General features: G+C 69.1%; 19 protein-coding genes and 1 tRNA gene. 9 read left to right on the forward strand and 11 right to left on the reverse strand.

The genetic code is table 11. The annotated features are described in order from the left end of the window. Positions 1-647 (forward strand): pentapeptide repeat-containing protein (locus ACZ63E_RS00750; protein ID WP_465333272.1); only part of this gene is annotated, 647 nt, incomplete at its 5' end. 72 nt (positions 648-719) lie between these two features. Here ACZ63E_RS00750 and ACZ63E_RS00755 read toward each other — a convergent pair. The 9 genes from ACZ63E_RS00755 to dnaA all read right to left on the reverse strand — a co-directional run bounded on the left by ACZ63E_RS00755 (position 720) and on the right by dnaA (position 12,710). Then, positions 720-793, reverse strand: a tRNA-Ile gene (locus tag ACZ63E_RS00755). Positions 794-842: 49 nt separating this feature from the next. Further along, positions 843-1,526: a DUF3566 domain-containing protein gene (locus tag ACZ63E_RS00760; RefSeq protein ID WP_465333274.1), complete on the reverse strand. Its 684-nt coding sequence runs from the start codon at positions 1,524-1,526 to the stop codon at positions 843-845. Between the two features lie 47 nt (positions 1,527-1,573). Then, positions 1,574-4,123, reverse strand: coding sequence for a DNA gyrase subunit A (gyrA, locus tag ACZ63E_RS00765; RefSeq protein ID WP_465333275.1), 2,550 nt, complete (start codon positions 4,121-4,123; stop codon positions 1,574-1,576). A gap of 51 nt (positions 4,124-4,174) precedes the next feature. Then, positions 4,175-6,142, reverse strand: coding sequence for a DNA topoisomerase (ATP-hydrolyzing) subunit B (gene gyrB, locus ACZ63E_RS00770; RefSeq protein ID WP_465333277.1), 1,968 nt, complete (start codon positions 6,140-6,142; stop codon positions 4,175-4,177). Between the two features lie 197 nt (positions 6,143-6,339). Next, on the reverse strand, positions 6,340-6,945 hold the full coding sequence (locus ACZ63E_RS00775) for a DciA family protein (RefSeq protein WP_465334325.1): 606 nt from the start codon (positions 6,943-6,945) through the stop codon (positions 6,340-6,342). Positions 6,946-7,051: 106 nt separating this feature from the next. Next, positions 7,052-8,206, reverse strand: coding sequence for a DNA replication/repair protein RecF (recF, locus tag ACZ63E_RS00780; protein ID WP_465333279.1), 1,155 nt, complete (start codon positions 8,204-8,206; stop codon positions 7,052-7,054). A gap of 10 nt (positions 8,207-8,216) precedes the next feature. Continuing rightward, the gene (gene gnd, locus ACZ63E_RS00785) at positions 8,217-9,107 is read right to left on the reverse strand and encodes a phosphogluconate dehydrogenase (NAD(+)-dependent, decarboxylating) (RefSeq protein WP_465333280.1); all 891 of its coding nucleotides are present in this window, start codon (positions 9,105-9,107) and stop codon (positions 8,217-8,219) included. Between the two features lie 31 nt (positions 9,108-9,138). Beyond that, on the reverse strand, positions 9,139-10,272 hold the full coding sequence (gene dnaN / locus ACZ63E_RS00790) for a DNA polymerase III subunit beta (protein WP_451970796.1): 1,134 nt from the start codon (positions 10,270-10,272) through the stop codon (positions 9,139-9,141). A gap of 833 nt (positions 10,273-11,105) precedes the next feature. After that, positions 11,106-12,710, reverse strand: a complete 1,605-nt coding sequence (dnaA, locus tag ACZ63E_RS00795; RefSeq protein ID WP_465306505.1) for a chromosomal replication initiator protein DnaA — start codon at positions 12,708-12,710, stop codon at positions 11,106-11,108. Positions 12,711-13,288: 578 nt separating this feature from the next. Between dnaA and rpmH the strand changes: the two genes are divergently transcribed. From rpmH to ACZ63E_RS00835, 8 genes are all read left to right on the forward strand, one after another. Beyond that, entirely contained in the window at positions 13,289-13,432 is a 144-nt protein-coding gene (gene rpmH / locus ACZ63E_RS00800; protein WP_091288857.1) for a 50S ribosomal protein L34, read from the forward strand. A 21-nt stretch (positions 13,433-13,453) separates the two neighbouring features. Continuing rightward, the gene (rnpA, locus tag ACZ63E_RS00805; RefSeq protein ID WP_465306507.1) at positions 13,454-13,888 is read left to right on the forward strand and encodes a ribonuclease P protein component; all 435 of its coding nucleotides are present in this window, start codon (positions 13,454-13,456) and stop codon (positions 13,886-13,888) included. A gap of 5 nt (positions 13,889-13,893) precedes the next feature. After that, positions 13,894-14,220 (forward strand): membrane protein insertion efficiency factor YidD, encoded by a 327-nt coding sequence (gene yidD, locus ACZ63E_RS00810; protein WP_465307030.1) that lies wholly within the window; start codon positions 13,894-13,896, stop codon positions 14,218-14,220. Positions 14,221-14,225: 5 nt separating this feature from the next. Further along, on the forward strand, positions 14,226-15,377 hold the full coding sequence (gene yidC, locus ACZ63E_RS00815) for a membrane protein insertase YidC (RefSeq protein WP_465333281.1): 1,152 nt from the start codon (positions 14,226-14,228) through the stop codon (positions 15,375-15,377). Positions 15,378-15,407: 30 nt separating this feature from the next. After that, complete coding sequence (locus ACZ63E_RS00820) at positions 15,408-15,968, forward strand: Jag family protein (protein ID WP_465306511.1); 561 nt, start codon at positions 15,408-15,410, stop codon at positions 15,966-15,968. 558 nt (positions 15,969-16,526) lie between these two features. After that, a complete protein-coding gene (gene rsmG, locus ACZ63E_RS00825) occupies positions 16,527-17,198 on the forward strand; it encodes a 16S rRNA (guanine(527)-N(7))-methyltransferase RsmG (protein ID WP_465333283.1) in 672 nt (223 codons plus the stop codon). Positions 17,199-17,277: 79 nt separating this feature from the next. Beyond that, positions 17,278-18,201, forward strand: a complete 924-nt coding sequence (locus tag ACZ63E_RS00830; RefSeq protein WP_465333284.1) for a ParA family protein — start codon at positions 17,278-17,280, stop codon at positions 18,199-18,201. Next, entirely contained in the window at positions 18,198-19,199 is a 1,002-nt protein-coding gene (locus tag ACZ63E_RS00835; RefSeq protein WP_465306516.1) for a ParB/RepB/Spo0J family partition protein, read from the forward strand. The genes ACZ63E_RS00830 and ACZ63E_RS00835 overlap by 4 nt, the downstream gene beginning before the upstream one ends. A 132-nt stretch (positions 19,200-19,331) precedes the next feature. Here the strand turns inward: ACZ63E_RS00835 and ACZ63E_RS00840 are convergent, their stop codons facing one another. Together ACZ63E_RS00840 and ACZ63E_RS00845 are read right to left on the reverse strand one after the other, a co-directional pair. Continuing rightward, the gene (locus tag ACZ63E_RS00840; protein ID WP_465306518.1) at positions 19,332-20,276 is read right to left on the reverse strand and encodes a D-alanine--D-alanine ligase family protein; all 945 of its coding nucleotides are present in this window, start codon (positions 20,274-20,276) and stop codon (positions 19,332-19,334) included. 24 nt (positions 20,277-20,300) lie between these two features. Next, entirely contained in the window at positions 20,301-21,620 is a 1,320-nt protein-coding gene (locus tag ACZ63E_RS00845; RefSeq protein WP_465333285.1) for an aminotransferase-like domain-containing protein, read from the reverse strand. Positions 21,621-21,789: the final 169 nt, after the last annotated feature.

The following is a 21,789-nucleotide window of genomic DNA, read 5'->3' on the forward strand; positions in this document are numbered from 1 at the left end:
CGTTCAGCTACGCCACCTTCACCGGCGACGCCCAGTTCGACCACGTGACCTTCGCCGGCCGCGCCCGGTTCAACGACGTGACCTTCACCGGCGACGCCCGGTTCAGCAACGCCACCTTCACCAGCAGCGCCTCGTTCAGCTACGCCACCTTCACCGGCGACGCCCAGTTCGACCACGTGACCTTCGCCGGCCGCGCCCGGTTCAACGACGTGACCTTCACCGGCGACGCCTGGGTCAACGACGCCACCTTCACCAGCCGCGCCTGGTTCGACGACGTGACCTTCACCGGCGACGCCTGGTTCGACGACGCCACCTTCACCGGCCACGCCCGGTTCGGCAACGCCACCTTCACCGGCCACGTCTGGTTCAGCAACGCCACCTTCACCGGCCACGTCTGGTTCAGCAACGCCACCTTCACCGGCGACGCCTCGTTCAACGACGCCACCTTCACCAGCCACGCCTCGTTCCGCAACGCCATCTTCGCCGGCGCTGTCCCCACGATCGATCGGCGACTCGCTGAGAAGGCCGGATTCGCCAACGTCATCCTCACCAGCTACTCGCCAGACCGAACGACTGCTGCGGGAATCGTCGTCGACGCGAATGAGCTGCGGACAACCACCAACGAAGCCCGGGCTTCCCCGCGCTGAATGTCACTCGGTTTGTCACTCAGGTCATGAAAAAGGCCGGTTCGCGTGTCGCGAACCGGCCTTCTACCTGCGTGGGCCTACCAGGACTTGAACCTGGGACCTCTTCGTTATCAGCGAAGCGCTCTAACCGCCTGAGCTATAGGCCCTTGAACGAGGAGAACTTTACAGGACCCCCGAGGGGGCCCTGCAACCGGGTTACTCTCGCTCCGACAGCGTGACCTCGAGGCCGCCGGCGAGGTCGGCCGACACGTTGTAGATGAACGCGCTGACCGTGGCCAGGGCGGACACCAGGACGATGTTGATCGCGCCGAGGATGGCTGCGATGCCGAAGACGCGGCCCGCGCTGATCAGGGGCTCGGACGACGCGTTGGCGCCTTCGCCGCCGACCAGGGACGAGTACGTGCCGTTCAGCTTGTCCCAGACGCCCATGCCGTCGAGGACCGTGTACAGGACGCCGACCGCGACGAGCCAGACGAAGAACATCGCCACGCCCAGCACCAGGGACAGCTTGAGGACCGACCACGGGTCGAACCGCTTCACCTGCAGCGACGCGCGGCGCGGGCCGCGGCCCGGGCGGCGCAGGGCGCTGGGGCGGGCTCGCTGGGTGGACGCCGACGGGATCGCCGCCGCCGAGGGCTCGCCGGGCGGTGGGGTGTCGCCGCCGAAGAGGCGGGGGGCGGCGCTTCCGGTCACCACCGGGCGCTGGTCCGGGGAGACGGGCTGCGTCTCCCCGGCCGGCGCTTCGGTCTTGAACAGCGCATCATCGGTGGCCAGCTTGACCGTCGCCTCGGAGTCGCCGTCCTTGTCGACCCGCTGCCATGGCGGGCTCGCCGGAGTCCCGTTCGAACCCGCTGCCTCGGGATTCTCGGATGGTGTCACGAAGAGTCAGTCCTTACCCGTGCCGTGGGGCGCTGTCCGTAGTGAACTTACTGCTCCGACGGCGCCGTTGTTCCTTCACCCGCTTCGGGTGCTTCCGGGGCGTCGCCGTCGACGTCACCATTGGCGACGTCCGAGGGCTCGTCGGCGTTGCGTGCGACGGCGAGAAGAGTGGTGCCTTCGCCGAGATTCATCAGCCGGACCCCCTTCGTCTGCCGTCCTGCCTTGCGCACATCGCCCGCCGGCGTGCGGATCACGCCGCCGCTCGAGGTGATCGCGTAGAGCTCGTCCTCGGCGTCGACGATGAGCGCACCCACCAGCCTGCCACGTTTGCGGTCGTGCTGAATGGTGAGCACACCCTTGCCACCGCGGCCCTGCACCGGGTAGTCCTCGATCGGCGTGCGCTTGGAGTAGCCGCCGTCCGTCGCGACCAGCAGGAACTTGTCCTCCTTGACCACGCTGATGCCGAGCAGCTCGTCACCGTCGTTGAACCGCATCCCGAGCACGCCGGACGTCGGGCGGCCCATCGGCCGCAGCGCCTCGTCGGTCGCGTGGAAGCGGATCGACTGGCCTTCGGCGGACACCAGGAGCAGGTCGTCCTCGGCCGCCGCCAGCACCGCGCCGACCAGTTCGTCGCCTTCGCGCAGGTTGATGGCGATGAGGCCGCCGGAGCGGTTCGAGTCGAAGTCGGTGAGCTTGGTCTTCTTCACCAGGCCGCGCTTGGTGGCGAGCACCAGGTACGGCGCGACCTCGTAGTTCTTGATCTGGATGACCTGGGCGATCTGCTCGTCCGGCTGGAACGCCATGAGGTTCGCCACGTGCTGGCCGCGCGCGTTGCGGTTGGCCTCGGGCAGCTCGTACGCCTTGGTCCGGTAGACGCGGCCCTTGTTCGTGAAGAACAGCATCCAATCGTGCGTCGAGCAGACGAAGAAGTGCTGGACGATGTCGTCCTGCTTCAGCGTCGCGCCCTGCACACCCTTGCCGCCGCGCTTCTGCGAGCGGTACAGGTCGGTTTTCGTCCGCTTGGCGTACCCCGTGCGGGTGATCGTGACGACGACGTCCTCGACCGCGATGAGCTCTTCGTCGGTGACGTCGCCGCTGAAGCCGATGATCTTCGTGCGCCGGTCGTCGCCGTACTTCTCGACGATCGCCATCAGCTCGTCGCGGATCAGCGCGCGCTGCCGCTCCGGCTTCTCGAGGATGTCCTTCAGGTCGGCGATCTCGAGCTCGATCTCGGCCAGCTGGTCGATGATCCGCTGCCGCTCCAGGGCGGCCAGGCGCCGCAGCTGCATGTCGAGGATCGCGGTGGCCTGGATCTCGTCGACGTCCAGCAGCTCCATCAGGGCCGGCCGGGCTTCGTCGGCGGACGGCGACCGCCGGATCAGCGCGATGACCTCGTCCAGCGCGTCGAGCGCCTTGACGTACCCACGCAGGATGTGGGCCCGCTCTTCGGCCTTGCGAAGGCGGAACTTGGTCCGCCGGACGATGACCTCGACCTGGTGCTTCACGTAGTGCCGGATGATCTGGTCGAGCCGCAGCGTGCGCGGCACGCCGTCGACCAGGGCCAGCATGTTGACACCGAAGTTCTGCTGCAGCTGGGTGTGCTTGAACAGGTTGTTCAGCACGACCTTCGCGACGGCGTCCCGCTTGATCGTGACGACGATCCGCATGCCCGAGCGGCTGTTGGACTCGTCGGCGATGTCGGCGATGCCGGTGAGCTTGCCGTCGCGGACCAGGTTCGCGATGTTCTCGACGAGGTTGTCCGGGTTGACCTGGTACGGCAGCTCGGACACGACCAGGATCGTGCGGCCCTTCGCGTCTTCCTCGACCTCGACGACCGCGCGCATCCGGACCGAGCCGCGGCCGGTGCGGTAGGCGTCCTCGATGCCGGACGTGCCGAGGATCATCGCCTTGGTCGGGAAGTCCGGGCCCTTGATCCGCACCAGCAGCGCGGCCAGCAGCTCGTCGTCGGTCGCCTCGGGGTTCTCCAGCGCCCACACGACGCCTTCGGAGACCTCGCGCAGGTTGTGCGGCGGGATGTTCGTCGCCATCCCGACCGCGATCCCGGACCCGCCGTTGACCAGCAGGTTCGGGAACCGCGACGGCAGGACGTCGGGCTCCTGCGTGCGGCCGTCGTAGTTGTCGGAGAAGTCGACGGTGTCTTCTTCGATGTCGGCCAGCATCTGCATGGCCAGCGGCGCGAGCCGGGACTCGGTGTACCGCATGGCGGCCGCAGGGTCGTTGCCCGGCGAGCCGAAGTTGCCCTGGCCGTCGATCAGCGGGTACCGCATCGACCACGGCTGGGCGAGCCGGACCAGCGCGTCGTAGATCGCCGAGTCGCCGTGCGGGTGGTAGTTGCCCATGACGTCGCCGACGACGCGCGAGCACTTGTTGTACCCGCGGTCCGGCCGGAAGCCGGAGTCGAACATCGAGTACAGGACCCGCCGGTGCACCGGCTTGAGGCCGTCCCGGACGTCCGGCAGCGCGCGCGACACGATGACGCTCATCGCGTAGTCGATGTAGGAGCGCTGCATCTCCTGCTGGATGTCGACCGGCTCGATCCGGTCGTGGTCCGGAGCCGGCGGCAAGGTTTCCGTCATGAGGTCCTTCTCGGGTGCGGGGGTCCTGGCGGGACGAGGATCAGGGGACGCCTACACGTCCAGGAAGCGAACGTCCTTCGCGTTGCGCGTGATGAACGAGCGGCGGGCCTCGACGTCCTCGCCCATCAGGACCGAGAACAGCTCGTCGGCCTGCGCGGCGTCGTCGAGGGTGACCTGGCCCAGCAGCCGGTTGGCCGGGTCCATCGTGGTCTCCCACAGCTCTTCGGCGTTCATCTCGCCGAGACCCTTGTAGCGCTGGATCGCGTCGTCCTTCGGCAGCTTCTTGCCGGCCTCGACGCCCGCCTGGATGACGGCGTCGCGCTCGCGGTCGGAGTACGCGTACTCCGGGTCCGTCCGCGGCCACTTGATCTTGTACAGCGGCGGCCGCGACAGGAAGACGTGGCCGTGTTCGATGAGCGGGGTCATGAACCGGAACAGCAGGGTGAGCAGCAGCGTGGTGATGTGCTGGCCGTCGACGTCGGCGTCGGCCATCAGCACGATCTTGTGGTAGCGCAGCTTCTCGATGTCGAACTCGTCGTGGATGCCGGTGCCCAGCGCGGTGATCAGCGACTGGACCTCGGTGTTCTTGAGGACGCGGTCGATGCGGGCCTTCTCGACGTTGATGATCTTGCCGCGGATCGGCAGGATCGCCTGGTACATCGAGTCGCGGCCCTCCTTGGCCGAACCGCCGGCCGAGTCACCCTCGACGATGTAGAGCTCGCACTCCGCGGGGTTGGTCGAACGGCAGTCCTTCAGCTTGCCGGGCAGGCCGCCGATCTCCAGCGCGCCCTTGCGGCGGACCAGGTCACGCGCCTTGCGCGCGGCCATCCGCGCCTGCGCCGAGGAGATCGACTTGTTGATGATCGTCTTCGCCTCGGTGGGGTTGCGCTCGAACCAGTCCGCCAGCCACTCGTTCGACTGCTGCTGCACGAACGTCTTGGCCTCGCTGTTGCCCAGCTTGGTCTTGGTCTGGCCCTCGAACTGCGGCTCGCCCAGCTTGATCGAGACGATCGCGGCGAGGCCCTCGCGCACGTCGTCACCGGTCAGGTTGGCGTCCTTCTCCTTGAGCAGCTTCTTGTCGCGCGCGTAGGAGTTGACGACGCGGGTCAGCGCGGCGCGGAAGCCCTCTTCGTGGGTGCCGCCCTCGTGCGTGTTGATCGTGTTGGCGAACGTGTAGACCGACGGCGTGAACCCGGTGTTCCACTGCATCGCGACCTCGACCTCGAGGCCGGTGCCCTTCGCGTCGAAGGAGATCACGCTGGGGTGGATCGGGTCCTTGCTGCCGTTGATGTGCTTGACGAAGTCTTCGAGCCCGCCCGGGTAGCAGTAGACCTTCTCCTTGACGCGCGCGACCTTGCCCTCGGCGTCTTCCTCGGTCTCCTCGTCGGCGACGCGCTCGTCGCGCAGGGACAGCGTCAGCCCCTTGTTGAGGAACGCCATCTCCTGGAGGCGGCGCGAGATCGTCTCGAAGTTGTAGGTCGTGGTCTCGAAGATGTCGCCGTCGGCCCAGAACGTCATGGTCGTGCCGGTCTCGGTCGCCGGGCCGAGGTCTTCGAGGGGGCCGGGGATCTGGTCGGTGTACAGCTGGCGCCAGCTGCGGCCGCCGTACTTGACCTCGGCGAGCAGCTTCGTCGACAGCGCGTTCACCACGGAGATGCCGACGCCGTGCAGGCCGCCGGACACCGCGTAGGAGTCGCTGTCGAACTTGCCGCCCGCGTGGAGCTGGGTGAGCACGACCTCGATGGTCGGCTTGTTCTCCTTGGGGTGCATGTCGACCGGGATGCCGCGGCCGTCGTCGACGACGCGCACCCCGCCGTCGGCGAGGAGGGTAACCTCGACCTTGGTGGCGTACCCGGCCATCGCCTCGTCCACGGAGTTGTCGACGACCTCCTGGACGAGGTGGTGCAGACCGCGTTCACCCGTGGAACCGATGTACATGCCGGGGCGCTTGCGGACCGCTTCGAGGCCTTCGAGCACCGTGATCGACGACGCGTTGTACTCGCTCTTGTTCTCGGTCACAGGCCTTGTTTCTCCTCGTCTCGCCCGAGCGGATACTCGCTCGCCTCCAGTGTACTTGGCCGCGTCCGCTGACATGCGGCAAGGACACCCCTGAACGCGTCACAGACGGACGAAATCGGTTCGAGTCGAGTCTTGACGTATCTCGGGAGGTCTGGATGCGTTCTCGGGGCATTCAACCGAGCATCGCGCAACCCGGGTCAGCCGTACGTGTCACGCGGGCCGCGCCCGGGCACGTGACGGGGGCCTTTCCGCCAGCTCGGGGCGGTCGGACCCTGGATCCGCATGCGCTTGACCACGCCGTTCCCGACGCCCGCCGCGATCTTGGCCAGCAGTTTTCCCTGCAGCAACCGGAGCTGGGTGGCCCACGCGGTGGAGCTCGCGCGGACCGTCAGTTCACCGTCTTTCAGCGCGACCGGCTGGGCGTGTTCGGCGACGTCCTCGCCGACGAGCCGCGCCCACTGGGCGAAAACGCGGGCGCCGGTGACGCTCTCGCTCCAGCCGCGGTCGCTGACGAGCCGGGAGACGAGCCGGCCGAGCGGCTGCGGGTCGCGCGCGTCCGCGCCCGGTCCCGACCAGCGCCGGCGCCGCGGGTTCTGGCCGCCGCCGACCGCGGGGCGACGGCGGCCCGGCGGGACGCCCCGCTCCTTCGCCTTGGCCTTCGCGGCTTCGAGGGCGGCGTGCGCGAGGTCGCGTCCGGTCGGAGCATCCTCGTTCGGCCCAGCGTCGCCGTCACGCTCAGTACCAACCGGGGATTTGGTGTCGCTTTCGGGCGTTTTGTGCCACCTATCTGGCCGCACGGTCACGGGCAGCGATAACTCCTGCACCGTGTTATCCACACTGTCCACAGGTTTGTCCCCAGATCGGGTGCGCTTTGTGTGGCCCGTCACACCGGGTGCTCGGTCGTCCTGCTCAGCCACGCGTGACCTCACCATCCGCCACCACGAACCGGCTCCCCGCCAGCTCACTGGGCACGTCTTCGTCGACCGCCGCGGTCACCAGCACCTGTTCGGCGCTCGCGGCCACCTCGGCCAGCCGGGCCCGGCGCTTGCGGTCCAGCTCGGCGAACACGTCGTCGAGCAGGAGCACCGGCTCACCCGCCTCCGCGCGCAGCAGCTCGTAGCTGCCCAGCCGGAGGGCGAGCGCGAACGACCACGACTCGCCGTGACTCGCGTAGCCCTTGGCCGGCGCCTGGCCCAGGATCAGCTCCAGCTCGTCCCGGTGCGGGCCGACGAGACTGATCCCACGCTCGAGCTCGGCCTTCCGGGCCTCTCCGAGCGCCTTGAGTAAGACGTCCTTGAGGACCTCGGGTTGCGCCCGCTCGCCATCCGGTACGCCGTACGTCTCCGGCAGCGCGTCACCCAGCGAAGACCGGTACGAGATCTTCGCCGGCCGGGAGTCCGGCGCGACACCCATGTACGCCGAAGCCGCGTACGGCCCGAGGTCCGCGACGAGGTTCAGACGCGCGGCCAGCAGCTCCGCGCCCGCCACCGACAGGTGGTCGTCCCAGACTTCGAGCGTCGACAGCGCGTACGGGTCTTCGCGACCCGTACGGCGCTTGCCCGCCGTCTTGAGCAGGGCGTTTCGCTGCTTCAGCACCTTCTCGTAGTCCGCCCGGACCCCGGCGTACCGCGGCGCACGCAGCACCAGCAGCTCGTCGAGGAACCGGCGCCGCTCGCCCGGGTCGCCCCGCACGAGCGCGAGGTCCTCCGGGGAGAACAGCACCGTGCGCAGGATGCCGAGCACGTCCCGCGGCCGGCCGACCGCGCCGCGGTTGACCCGCGCGCGGTTGGCCCGGCCGGCGGTGATCTCGAGCTCGACGGTCAGCTCGCGGTCTTCGTTGACCACCGCGACCCGCACCAGCGCGCGTTCACAGCCGTGCCGGATCAGCGGCGCGTCCGTCGCGACGCGGTGCGAGCCCAGCGTCGCGACGTACCCGATCGCTTCGAGCAGGTTGGTCTTGCCGCGACCGTTCTGGCCGACCAGCACGGTCGGCCCCGGTTCGAGCGCGAGATCGGCCTGGGGCCAGGAACGGAAGTCGGTGACCTGCAGATGACGCAGATACACCAGGAACTCCTTATCCGCCGACCTTCTTCACGGCGTGCCCGCCGAACTGGTTGCGCAACGCGGCGACCGCGCGCATCGCGGCCGAGTGCTCCTGGCGCGACGCGAAGCGCGCGAAGAGCGCGGCCGAGATGACCGGCGCCGGCACTGCGTTGTTGATCGCCTCTTCGAGCGTCCACCGGCCTTCGCCGGAGTCCTCGACGTACCCCTCGAGGTCGTCCAGCTCCGGGTCTTCGTCCAGCGCGCGCACGAGCAGGTCGAGCAGCCAGGACCGGACGACCGTGCCGCGCTGCCAGCCCTTGATCACCGCGGGCACGTCGTTGACGACCTTCGCGGCCTCGAGCAGTTCGAAGCCTTCCGCGAAGGCCTGCATCATGCCGTACTCGATGCCGTTGTGGATCATCTTCGCGTAGTGACCCGCGCCGACGTCGCCCGCGTGCGAGAAGCCTTCCTCGCGCGGGCCTTCCGGGCGCAGCGCGTCGAAGACCGGCATCGCGCGCTCGACGTCCGCGGCCGTGCCGCCGACCATCAGGCCGTAGCCGTTGTCCTTGCCCCACACACCACCGGACACGCCGCAGTCGACGTAACCGATGTTCTTCGCGGCGAGCAGGTCGGCGTTCAGCTTGTCGTCGGTGTACTTCGAGTTGCCGCCGTCGATGACCATGTCGCCTTCGGACAGCAGGTTGCCCAGCTCGGTCACGGTCTGCCGGGTCGGGTCGCCGGCCGGGACCATGATCCAGACGATCCGCGGACCCTCCAGTTTGGACACCAGGTCCTCGAGCGACGTCGTGTCCGTGACGTCGGGGTTGCGGTCGTACCCGACCACCTCGTGACCGGCCGCGCGCAGCCGCTCACGCATGTTGAAGCCCATCTTGCCCAGGCCGATCAGACCGAGCTGAACCATCGGATCCCCTTACGTGCTCAGGAAAGTGCGGTCAGCCGGGAAGGCGGACCGGCATCAGGAGGTAGAGGTAGCCGGGGACGACGTTGCCCTCGGGGTCGGCGGGCTTGATCAGCGCGGGCCGGTTCGGCGTCGTGAACGTCAGCTCCGCCCGGTCGCTGTGGAGCGCGCCCAGGCCGTCGACGAGGTAACCCGGGTTGAACGCGATGGTCACCGGCTCACCTTCGTACTCGACCTGAAGCTCCTCTTCGGCGCTTCCTTCGTCGTCGCCGCCCGCGGACAACCGCAGTGTGTTGTCCCCGAACTCCAGTCGTACCTGAGTCCCCCGCTCCGCCACCAGGGAAACGCGCTTGATGGACTCGGTGAGAGCGGACACGTCGATGACCGCGCGTGAGGTGTGCGACGCGGGCAGCAACTGGCGGTACGGCGGGAACTCCGCGTCGAGCAGACGGGTCGTCGTGTAGCGCCCGGAACCGGAGAGACCGAGCAGGCCCTCGCCGCTGGCGAGCGCGAGGCGGATCGTGGCGCCGCTCGCGCCGAGCGTCTTGGCCGCTTCGGCGAGGGTGCGCGCCGGGACGAGCACCGCGGCGTCGGCCAGGCCCTCGGCCGGCTGCCAGGTGAACTCGCGCATGGCGAGCCGGAAGCGGTCGGTCGCGACGAGGGTCAGCGAGCTGCCGGAGATCTCCAGCCGCATGCCGGTGAGCATCGGGAGCGTGTCGTCCTTGCCCGCGGCGACGACGACCTGGGTGACGGCCTGGCCGAACGCGTCGCCGGCGAGCTCGCCCGCGAAGGCGGGCTGGGACGGCAGCTGCGGGTAGTCCTCGACCGGCATGGTCGGCAGGGAGAAGCGCGCGCTGCCGCACGTGATGGTGGCGCGCGCGCCGTCGACGGAGATCTCGACCGGCTGCGCGGGCAGCGCCTTGGTGATGTCGGCGAGCAGACGCCCGGAAACCAGGAGCCGGCCGCCGTCGGCGATCGTCGCGGGGACGCCCACCGTCGCGGACACCTCGTAGTCGAAGCCCGAGACGGTCAGCGCGTCGGTTTCGCCGTCGGAACCGGCGTCGAGCAGGACACCGCCCAGTACCGGCACCGGAGGCCGGGAGGGGAGGCTTCTGGCCACCCACGCGACGGCGTCGGCGAGCCCGTCACGCTCGACGCGGATCTTCATGCGCGCATCCTTTCGACGACCGAGCCGCGGTCGGCTCGGGCCAGGCCTCGTTCTGGCTGGGCAGTGACCGGCTGCCTCGTCCGGCCGGTCCGCCCTCCGCGTTGAGCGGCCGGAGCACGGACCAGGTGCAGGCGTCCACGTTAGGCCGTCGCGGCGGCCCGCGTCACCTCGGCCTCCCCTTGACTTTGTCGACTTGACGACACGTTCTCGCGGCTGTCCCCAACTTCGTCCTTCGCCTGTTTTTATCTTTTTCTCTCTTAGAAGAGATCTAAAGGCAGTAGCAGTAGTAAGCGTTGTGGATTGTGTGGATTGAGCTCGTTCGCGCTGGTCGGAGCGGTCGCGGGCGTGTGGAGAACCTGGGTGGCGATCCTGTGGGCAACCGAGGGCGTCCGTGGATGGTTTCGGGCGACCCCCGATTCGTCCACAGCTGTCCCCAGTTGTCCCCACGGTTGTCCCCAGGTTTGGGACTGTTCCTGGGGGCGGACGGAGCGGTCCGGTTCGCCCTTCCGGGTGATCGGCCCCCGCTGTGCACAAGATGTGGGCAACCTGGGGATTCAGCGTGGACAGAGGTGTGGATTCCCTGTGGATCGCCTGTGGGCGGGGTGTGGACGGATTCGGCGTCGTCGCTGATGGGAGACCCGTTGGCACTGTGGGCAATCTGCCCACACCATGGGGAAACTTCCTTGTGTACAAACAATTTTCGCGAGTTTGCGAAGCGCGCGTAGGCGGCTTCGCTGCTTCGCGTGCTCCGTACGCTTCGGACAGTCCAAACACGACAAAGGGGCGTCCACTGTGCGTGGACGCCCCGAAGTCGTTGCGGGATAAGGGATGTGCTACTGGCGGGCGCGCTGCTTGATGCGCGACGTCAGCTCCTGCACCTGGTCGTAGATGCGCCGGCGCTCGGCCATCTCCTTGCGGATCTTCTTGTCCGCGTGCATGACGGTCGTGTGGTCGCGGCCGCCGAACGTCTGCCCGATCTTCGGCAGCGACATGTCGGTCAGCTCGCGGCAGAGGTACATCGCGATCTGGCGGGCCGTGGCGAGCGCCTTCGTCTTGCCGGGGCCGCAGAGGTCGTCGAGCGTCACGTCGAAGAACTCGGAGATGACACCCATGATCGTGGGCGCGGTGATCTCCGGGGCGTGCGAGTCGGGGATGAGGTCGCGCAGCACGATCTCCGCCAGGCCGGCGTCCACTGGCTGCTGGTTGAGCGACGCGAACGCGGTGACGCGGATCAGTGCGCCTTCGAGCTCCCGGATGTTCGCCTCGACACGCGAGGCGATGAACTCCAGGACGTCACCCGGCACGGCGAGCCGATCCTGGGCCGCCTTCTTGCGGAGGATCGCGATGCGCGTCTCGAGCTCGGGCGGCTGGATGTCGGTGATCAGGCCCCACTCGAACCGCGTCCGCAGCCGGTCTTCCAGCGTCTCGAGGCGCTTCGGCGGGCGGTCGGAGCTGACGACGATCTGCTTGTTCGCGTTGTGGAGGGTGTTGAAGGTGTGGAAGAACTCTTCCTGCGTACCTTCTTTGCCTTCCAGGAACTGGATGTCGTCGACGAGCAGGATGTCGATGTCGCGGTAGCGCCGCTGGAACGCGACCTTGCGGTCGTCTCGCAGCGAGTTGATGAAGTCGTTCGTGAACTCTTCGGTCGAGACGTACCGGACGCGCATGCCGGGGAAGAGGCGCTGGGCGTAGTGGCCGACCGCGTGCAGCAGGTGCGTCTTGCCGAGCCCGGACTCACCCCAGATGAAGAGCGGGTTGTACGCGCGGGCCGGCGCTTCGGCGACGGCGACCGCGGCCGCGTGCGCGAAGCGGTTGGACGCGCCGATGACAAAGGTGTCGAAGGTGTACTTCTCGTTCAGCTTCGTCTTCGACGTCTGCGGCTGCGCCGGCGCGGTGTAGGGCTGGCCGGCGATCGGCTGGCCGGAGAACGTCGGCCAGATCTCGTGCACGGCGGCGAGCGCCTCGCCCTCTTCGTCGACTTCTTCGTCGGTGTCGTCACCGTCGTCCGGCTTCGTGGCGACGGCCTGGGGCAGCGGCGGAGCCGGCTCGGGGCGCGGCGGCGGCAGCATCGGGCCGGGGCCCGGCATCGGCGCGGGCGCCGGCTCGGGACCGGCGCCGTTTTCCACCCGGCCGGGTGACGGCACGTACCGGGGCGCGGCGACCGGGGCGACGGCTTCGGCGCTGTCCACCTTCACCGCGAGCGAAATGGCGCGGCCGAGCCGCCGGGAAAGCGCGTCGGTGATCGCGCCGCGCAGGCCGCGTTCGATCGCTTCCTTCGCGAAGTCGCTCGGCGCGGCGAGGAGGGCGGTGCCGTCGAGCAAGCCGATCGGGCGGGTCACCCGCATCCAGGCGCGCTGCTGCGGGGACAGGGTCCCGTCGGACAGTTCGCGTACCACCTGTTCCCAGATGACACCCAGATTGTGCTGGTGATCCGACACCTGGCTGGCTCCCCTCCCCTCGTCGGTGTGGACGGACCGAACGTTCCCGCTCACGCGGTCCGGCGCTCCCCGGCGGACCGCGTGCGTTTCGGCACAGCGAATATCCACATAGTTGTCCACAGCTGTGCACTAATGTACGGCGACCCGCGGCGACGCCACCTGCGGGCTCGTCGTACGTCGGTGGGCACTCCACCACCCGGATACTCGTGCACCTCGACCGGTGACCCGAGAGAGGCACGCTAACAAGCCCCGCCCGCTGCCACAAGGCATCCTGGGTCGCCAGCATTTCACGGTGTACGGCGTGTTGCCATTCGGTGCCGGGGCGTCGTTGATCTCGGGCGGAACCAGGCGGTCGCGGACCGTGGCCGAGGGGGTGCTTACCGGCCGCCCGACGGGGGTGCGTACCCTCGTAAGGTCTCCCGTATGCGACGGGTGCGTTTTGCGCGCCCACGTTGTCGTCGCTCGTCGTGACGAGGCCACACGTTGGTAGGAGACACCAGAGACTGCCGTGCGCCCGCACGACACGCCAGGCGACGGGGAAGCTTTCCCCGCGTCCGACGCGACACACAGGAGAAGCAGTGAGCAAGGGTAAGCGCACCTTCCAGCCGAACAACCGCCGCCGCGCGAAGACCCACGGGTTCCGCCTCCGCATGCGGACCCGCGCCGGCCGGGCCATCCTGGCGGCCCGCCGTCGCAAGGGCCGCGAAGCGCTGTCCGCCTGATCCGGCACGTCGGGGCGCGCCGTGCTGCCGGCTGCCGCACGTCTGCGGCGGAGTGAGGACTTCCGCGTGGTTCTCCGTCGCGGATCCCGGGCAGGCAGGCGCCGTCTCGTCGTCCACGCGTTGACCACGGACCCGTCCATGGCCGCCGATGCCTCGTCGGCGACCAGGGCGGGTTTTGTGGTGAGCAAGGCCGTCGGGAACTCGGTGGTCCGCCACCGCGTCACCCGCCGGCTGCGTCATCTCGTTTCGGCCCGGATCGGAACCCTGCCCGCCGGAACTTCGTTGGTCGTACGGGCATTGCCGCCGGCGGCGACCGCGTCCAGCGCCGAGCTCGGCTCCGACCTCGAGGGCGCACTGCGCCGGCTGGGTCTGCTGTCGTCGCGCCGTCCGGCCGGGGATGTCCCCCGCCCGACGCGTCCCGCGGACGCGGCCCCCGACCACGGATCAGCGGTGTGACCGGCATGCGAGCCACCCCCGAGCACGACCACTCCGAGCACGACGTCGAGCCCTCGCCCCCGCGGCCCGGCCCGGTCGCCTGGGTGCTGCTGCTCCCCATCAAGCTCTACCGCAAGGCGATCTCGCCCTTCCTCCCCCCGGCTTGCCGGTTCTACCCGAGCTGCAGCGCGTACGCAGTCGAAGCCCTCACCCGGCACGGCGCCGGCCGCGGCTCCTACCTCGCGCTGCGCCGGCTGCTGCGCTGCGGCCCGTGGACACCGCCCGGCCGTGACCCGGTCCCCGAGACGTTCTCGTGGCGCCACCGCAGACCTGAAACACCGATCGAGGAGTAGCAGCAGTGCTCGATTTCATCTACTACCCCGTGTCCTTCATCCTCTGGTGTTGGCACAAGGTCTTTGGGTTCGTCTTCGGTGAGGCCGCGGCGATCTCCTGGATCCTCGGCATCATCTTCCTGACGTTCACGGTCCGCGGCATCATGTTCAAGCCGTTCGTGAACCAGGTCCGGTCGATGAAGAAGATGCAGGACTTCGCGCCGGAGATGAAGAAGCTCCAGAAGAAGTACGCGAACGACAAGCAGCGCCAGGCGCAGGAGATGCAGAAGCTCCAGCGCGAGCACGGCGTCAACCCGCTGGGCAGCTGCCTGCCGATGCTGCTCCAGATCCCGGTCTTCATCGGCCTGAACCACGTCCTGCGCGCGTTCACGATGCCGCCGCCCGGCGGTGGCCCGAAGACCGAGAACTACTTCTTCACGCAGCACGACGTCGAGTCCTACGTCAACGCGAAGCTCTTCGGCGTCAACCTCGGTGAAGCCGTCTACAACGGTGTCGGCGTCGTCAGCGGTGGTGCCACGAACGTCGGCTTCCACTGGAGCGTGCTCCCGGTCGCCCTGCCGCTGATGATCGTCGCGTCCATCGCCACGCACCTCACCGCGCGGCACTCGGTGGCCCGGCAGAACGCCGCGTCGGCCACCCCGCAGACCGCGATCATGAACAAGCTGACGATGTACATCTTCCCGCTCGGTGTCCTCGTCTTCGGTGCGCTGTTCCCGCTCGGCCTCCTCTTCTACTGGCTGGCGAACAACGGCTGGACCCTGATGCAGCAGCGCTTCGTCTACACGAAGATCGACAAGGAAGAGGCGGCCCGCAAGGCGGAGGCCGCGGAGAAGCGCGCGTCGCTCGGCCCGAAGCCGGGTCAGAAGCCGACCGCGCCGAAGGTCGGGCAGAAGCCGGTCCAGCAGAAGAAGAACCAGCCGGCCCAGGGCGGCTCGCAGAAGAAGGTCACCAAGGCGGGCTCGGCCCACGGCTTCGCGCAGACGGCGCAGGAGAAGGCCGAAGCCGCTTCGGCGGCCGCCGCCACGGCAGCCGAGCAGACCCCGGCCGCGGCCGAGGCGAAAAGCCCGAACGGCCAGAACGGCTCGAAGGAGAACGGCACGGGAGTGCCCGGGCTCCTCAAAGACTCGACCAGGAAGTCGGGCCGGAAGCGCCGCTGAGGCGCGACCGGTTCGGAGAGGAGACGAATGATGTCGGAGACGATCGACAAGATCGAAGCCGATCAGGACGACACAACGCCGGGTGCGGCCGGCGAGGAGGCGGGCGAGCAGAAGGCGGGAGGTGGCGACGACGTCCTCGTCCAGGAGGGCGACATCGCGGGCGACTACCTCGAACGCCTGCTGGACCTCCTCGACTACGACGGCGACATCGACCTGGACGTCGAAGCGGGCCGCGCGATCGTGAGCATCGACGGCGGCGAGGACCTCGAGAAGCTCGTCGGCCCCCGCGGCACGGTGCTCGAGGCGCTGCAGGAGCTGACCCGCCTGGCGGTCCAGCAGGAGACCGGCTCCCGCAGCCGGCTGATGCTGGACATCGCGGGCTGGCGCGCGGACCGCCGCGAGGAGCTGCGCGAGCTCGGCCGTTCGACGGCGGAGTCGGTCCTGTCGAGCGGCGAGCGGGTGCGGCTCCAGCCGATGAGCCCGTTCGAGCGCAAGGTGGTCCACGACGCGGTGGCAACGGTCTCGGGCGTCACGAGCGAGAGCGAGGGCGAAGACCCGAAGCGGCGCGTGGTGATTTTCCCGGAGTCCTGAGCTTCGGTTCTTGGAGCGGCCCCATCCGACTGGTTCGGGTGGGGCCGCTTTTTTGACCAAAGGGCGCTGCGGCGCTCGGCTGGGTTCGGCCCGCGCGATCGAGTGCGACTGGAGCGAGGTGCGGCTGTGGAGCCGCTCGGCCCGGCGGAGCCGATGGGCGATCGGCTCGCGCTGCGCGAGTCGGTGGGGATCGAGTTGCGGGGTGCCGGCGAGCGTTCGTCGACTCAGCGATGGCGAGCTCGTGCGGGTTCGGCGGGATCCGGCTGTGGAATGCTCGGCAGCGGTTGGGCGAATTACAGCGGTGAGGTTTCACGTGGAACGTGGGCCGTTCGGCCTCGCACGCGACCGGCCGGTCGCCGGAAGAGCGCGCCCCGGGTGTCCGAGGCTGACCCACCGCCGCCATGTTTCACGTGGAACGGACTCCTCGGCCTCCTGCGCGTGCGCCGCGCGAGTGGAGTTGTCCACATCTGCGGTCTGTCGGCTCGTTTTCGACTCGACATCAGGGACAATCGAACGAGCGCCGTTTCACGTGAAACGCGCGGACGAGGAGTAGACGGAGTGAGCTTGGAGCAGGCCGCGGTGGCGGTGCGGGCCGCGGCGGAGCGGGTGTTCGGTGCGCGGGTGGGCCAAGCCGCTGGGTACGTCGAACTCCTGGAGAGCCACGGGGTCGAGCGGGGGTTGATCGGGCCGCGGGAGGTCGAGCGGCTGTGGGAGCGGCACGTGCTCAACTCGGCGGTGATCGGCGAGCAGATGCCTGAGGGGGCTCGGGTCGTCGACGTCGGGTCGGGTGCGGGGCTTCCGGGTGTACCGCTCGCGATCGCACGACCGGACCTCGATATCGTCTTGCTCGAACCGATGGCCCGCCGGGTGGACTGGTTGGCCGAGGTGGCCGAGAAGCTGGAACTCCCGATCACCATCGTCCGTGGACGCGCGGAGGAGCGGCCTGTGCGTGAGCAGCTCGGTGGCGCCGACATCGTCACCGCTCGCGCGGTTGCCCCGCTCGCCCGGCTCGCGGACTGGTGCCTTCCACTGGTCCGTCCCGACGGCTTCCTGGTCGCCCTCAAGGGCGCCAGCGCGGCGGACGAGATCGAGCGGGACGGCGCCGCCATCAGCAAAGCCGGCGGGGCCGCTCCGCTGATCGTCGAATGCGGCACCGCAGTACTAGAGGTCCCCAGCACGGTCGTGAAGATCCGCCGCCTGCCGCCGAAGGCGCGGAGTAGGAAGCGCTAACGAGCCGCGCCATGTTCCACGTGAAACGACGCGACTCGACCACCGACCAGACGTCTAAATGGAGGAGGTGTCGAGACCGGTGAATCCCCCGCCGTCCGACTCCACGGAGACCACCCCCGACGTGGGCTGGACCCCGATCGCCGAAGAAGCCGCCCGCGCCGCTCGTCTGCTGCACCCGGACGGGTCGCTCCCCCGGCCCGGTCGCCGTCGCGTGCTGACCGTAGCCAACCAGAAGGGTGGCGTCGGCAAGACCACGAGCACGGTCAACCTCGCCGCCGCGCTCGCCGTCCACGGGCTCAAGACGCTCGTGGTCGACCTCGACCCGCAGGGCAACGCGAGCACCGCGCTCGACGTCGACCACCGGTCCGGGACGCCCTCGATCTACGAAGTCCTCATCGGCGAGGTGACGCTCGCGGAGGCGGCCCAGCCCACCGAGCAGTCCCCGAACCTCTTCTGCGTCCCCGCGACGATCGACCTCGCGGGCGCCGAGATCGAGCTCGTCTCGATGGCGTCGCGCGAGTCGCGGCTCAAGGAGGCGATCTCCTCGGAGATCCTCAACGAGATCGGCGTCGACTACGTCTTCATCGACTGCCCGCCGTCGCTCGGCCTGCTGACGGTCAACGCGATGGTCGCCGCGCAGGAGGTGCTCATCCCGATCCAGTGCGAGTACTACGCACTGGAGGGTCTCGGGCAGCTGCTGAGCAACATCGAGCTCGTGCAGCAGCACCTCAACCGCGAGCTCCGCGTCTCGACGATCCTCCTCACCATGTACGACGGCCGGACCAAGCTGGCCGACCAGGTGACGAACGAGGTCCGGAACCACTTCGGCGACACCGTGCTGAAGACCGTCATCCCCCGCAGCGTGAAGGTGTCCGAGGCGCCCGGGTACGGCCAGACCGTGCTCGCTTACGATCCCGGTTCGCGTGGCGCGATGAGCTACGTCGACGCGGCGAAGGAGATCGCCGAGCGCGGCGCACAGATGGAGAGGGGTAGTTCGACATGACCGAGCGCAGAGGTGGGTTGGGGCGCGGCCTGGCCGCCCTCATCCCGACGGGACCGGCGGGCGGCGGTTCACTGCCGGCGCCCGCCGACGGCGCTGCGGCGGACGCGAAGGCGGCCGAGGACAAGGGCTGGTTCGCGGCCAACGGTCAGGCGAAGCAGCACAGCGGCGAGGTCGCCGGCGCGGTCTACCGCGAGATCCCGGTCGGCTCGGTCAAGCCCAATCCGAAGCAGCCGCGCCAGGTCTTCGACGAGGACGCGCTCTCCGAGCTCGAGCACTCGATCCGCGAGTTCGGGCTCATGCAGCCCATCGTGGTCCGCGAGCTCGGCGAGGGTGAGTACGAGCTCGTCATGGGCGAGCGCCGGCTGCGCGCGTCGCAGCAGGCCGAGCTCGAAGCGATCCCGGCGATCGTCCGGCAGACCGCCGACGAGTCGATGCTGCGTGACGCGCTCCTGGAGAACATCCACCGCGTCCAGCTGAACCCGCTCGAAGAGGCGGCGGCGTACCAGCAGCTGCTCGACGAGTTCGCGGTCACCCACGAGGAGCTGGCGAGCCGGATCGGCCGCAGCCGCCCGGTCATCACCAACACGATCCGGCTCCTCAAGCTCCCCCTGCCGGTGCAGCGCCGGGTCGCAGCGGGTGTCCTGTCCGCCGGGCACGCGCGCGCGTTGCTCTCGCTGGAGGACGCCGACAGCCAGGAAGAGCTCGCCGCGCGCATCATCGCGGAGGGCATGTCGGTCCGGGCGACCGAGGAAGCCGTCACGCTCAAGAAGAGCGAAAAGCCGGCCAAGCCGAAGCCCGTGGCGCGCAAGCCGATCCAGGCGCCGGGTCTGCAGGAGCTCGCGAACCGCCTTTCGGACCGGTTCGACACCCGCGTGAAGGTCGACCTCGGCCGGCGCAAGGGGCGGATCACGCTCGAGTTCGGGTCGGTCGACGACCTCGAGCGGATCGTGGCGATCATCGATGCGAATGGGACGAATCAGACACCGAAAACCGATTAGGGATCACCCCAGGACGTTTCGTCACGGTGATGATTGCTCGACGCGTCGTGGCGACCACAACCAGTGATGATCGACTGCGACACGAAAAAGGCCGCCACGGACGTTCCGAGGCGGCCTTTCGCGTGTGGAGAGTCAGCGGGAGATCGCGCGCCCGATCAGGTCGGCGAACACCGTGCCGAGCGACTTGCCCGCCGCTTCGATCGCCATGGGCACCGTCGACGTCTCGGTGAGTCCCGGCGACGGGTTCACCTCGAGGAAGTGCACCGTGCCGTCCGCGGCGACGATCGCGTCCGTTCGGGAGATGTCACGCAACCCGAGGACGCGGTGCGCGGCGACGGCGAGCTCGGCCGCCGCCTTGGCCGCGGCGTCGTCGAGCCGGGCCGGGGTGAAGAAGTCCGTCAAGCCGGCGGTGTAGCGGGCCGTGTAGTCGTACACGCCGCTCTCCGGGACGATCTCGACCGCGGGGAGGGCCTCGGGCCCGTCCGCGCCCTCGATGACCGTCACGGCCACCTCGACGCCGTCCACGAACCGCTCGGCGAGCACCGTGTCGCCGTACGCGAAGCAGCCGACCATCGCCGCCGGCAGTTCCGCCGCTTCGCGCACCACCTGGGTGCCGAGCGCCGAGCCGCCCTGGTCCGGCTTGAGGATCAGGGGCAGGCCGAGCCGCTCGACCATCGCGTCGAGCACCGCCTGGGCGCCGAGCTCGCGGAACGTGCTGTGCGGCAGCACCGCCCACGCCGGCGTCACGAACCCGGCGTTCTCGATCAGCGCCTTGGCGGTCGGCTTGTCCCACGCGCGGCGGCAGCCCTGGGAGCCGGTGCCGACGAACGGCACCTCCAGCATCTCCAGGACCGTCTGCACCGAACCGTTCTCACCCTCGCCGCCGTGGAGGGCGACGACCACCGCGTCCGGCCGCTGCGTGCGCAGGCGCTCCAGCAGCCCCGCGTCGGTGTCCCACTCCTCGATGCCGAGGCCCTCGGACTTCAGCGCCGCGGAGAGCCGCCGCCCGGACCTCAGCGAGACGTCGCGTTCGTGCGAAAGCCCGCCGGCGAGCACGGCAACGGTACGGTCGACCACCGTGGAAACTCCTTAGGTAGAAACTCAGACCGTGTCCGGGGACGGGTTCTGCGGTCCCTGGATCTGGCGCGAGCCCACGCTACCGAAGGTGCGCGCGAGGTCCATTTCGGACTCCAGCACGGCGGCCAGCCGCCGGACGCCCTCGCGGATCCGCTCCGGCGTCGGGTAGCAGTAGGACAGGCGCATCTGGCGGCTGCCGAAACCGTCGGCGTAGAAGCCGGTTCCGGACGCGTACGCCACCCGCGCGGTCACCGCGCGCGGCAGCATCGCCTTCGTGTCGACGCCTTCCGGCACCGTCACCCAGACGTAGAAACCGCCGTCCGGCTTGGTCCAGGAACAGCCCGCGGGCAGGTACTGGTCGAGCGCGGACAGCATCGCGTCGCGGCGCTCGCGGTAGTTCTCGCGGAACTTCTTGATCTGGCCCTTCCAGTCGTGCGTGGCCAGGTAGCGCGAGACGATCATCTGGTTGAACGTCGGCGGGCAGAGCGTCGCCGACTCCGCGGCCAGCACGAGCTTCTCGCGCACCGCGTGCGGCGCGAGCACCCAGCCGACACGCAGGCCCGAGGCGAACGTCTTGGAGAACGAGCCGAGGTACACGACGTTGTCGGGGTCCGTCGACCGCAGCGCCGGGTAGGTCTGGCCGTCGAAGCCGAGCAACCCGTACGGGTTGTCTTCGACCACGAGAACACCGTGGTCGCGGCAGATCTCGAGGATCTCCGCGCGGCGCTCGACGGCCAGCGTGACGCCGGCGGGGTTGTGGAAGTTCGGGATCGTGTAGAGGAACTTGACCCGGCGCCCGGCCTTCTCCGTCTGCGCGAGCGCCTCACGCAGCAGCTCCGGGACCAGGCCGTTCTCGTCCATGGCGACGTGCACGACCTGCGCCTGGTACGCGGCGAACGAGCCCAGCGCGCCGACGTACGAGGGGCCTTCGGCGATCACGACGTCACCCGGGTCGCAGAACAGCCGCGTGACCATGTCCAGGCCCATCTGGGAGCCGACGGTCACCACGACGTCGTCCGGGTGCGCCTTGATGCCCTCAAGCGCCATGATCTCGCAGATCTGCTCCCGCAGCACCGGGACGCCGTGCGCCGAGCCGTACTGCAGGGCGACGAGCCCGTCTTCGGCGATGATCTCCGCCACCTGCGCCGAGAGCGTGTCGAGCGGGAGCGCGGCCAGGTTCGGCATGCCACCGGCCAGCGAGACGACCTCGGGCCGGCTGGCCACCGCGAACAGGGCCCGGATCTCGGAAGCGGTCATCCCGGCGGTGCGCGCGGCGTACCGCTCGAGGTGCGGGTCGAGGTTCTGACGGCCGCGTGGGCGCTTGCTGGGGCGGTTCTCGGTCATCGACGATTCACCCGGGGCTCGGTGGACACGGTCACTCCCGCGGGAGCAGATGGATCCCATCGAGTGTAACCGGGCACCCATCCAGGCCCCCTGGCCTTTCGGTGCTTGTCACATCGGCCTACCATCGGTGCTGGCTCCCGTGTTCGTGCTGTGGTTCCGCGCGGCTTGA

Source organism: Amycolatopsis sp. NPDC104819, assembly GCF_055583145.1.

Excerpts from the sequence above, each read along its gene's own strand:
- ACZ63E_RS00845 (WP_465333285.1), bottom strand. The coding sequence starts at position 21,620 with ATGACCGAGAACCGCCCCAGCAAGCGCCCACGCGGCCGTCAGAACCTC.
- yidD (WP_465307030.1), top strand. The coding sequence starts at position 13,894 with ATGCGAGCCACCCCCGAGCACGACCACTCCGAGCACGACGTCGAGCCC.
- dnaN (WP_451970796.1), bottom strand. The coding sequence starts at position 10,272 with ATGAAGATCCGCGTCGAGCGTGACGGGCTCGCCGACGCCGTCGCGTGG.
- ACZ63E_RS00820 (WP_465306511.1), top strand. The coding sequence starts at position 15,408 with ATGTCGGAGACGATCGACAAGATCGAAGCCGATCAGGACGACACAACG.
- gnd (WP_465333280.1), bottom strand. The coding sequence starts at position 9,107 with ATGGTTCAGCTCGGTCTGATCGGCCTGGGCAAGATGGGCTTCAACATG.
- gyrA (WP_465333275.1), bottom strand. The coding sequence starts at position 4,123 with ATGACGGAAACCTTGCCGCCGGCTCCGGACCACGACCGGATCGAGCCG.
- ACZ63E_RS00835 (WP_465306516.1), top strand. The coding sequence starts at position 18,198 with ATGACCGAGCGCAGAGGTGGGTTGGGGCGCGGCCTGGCCGCCCTCATC.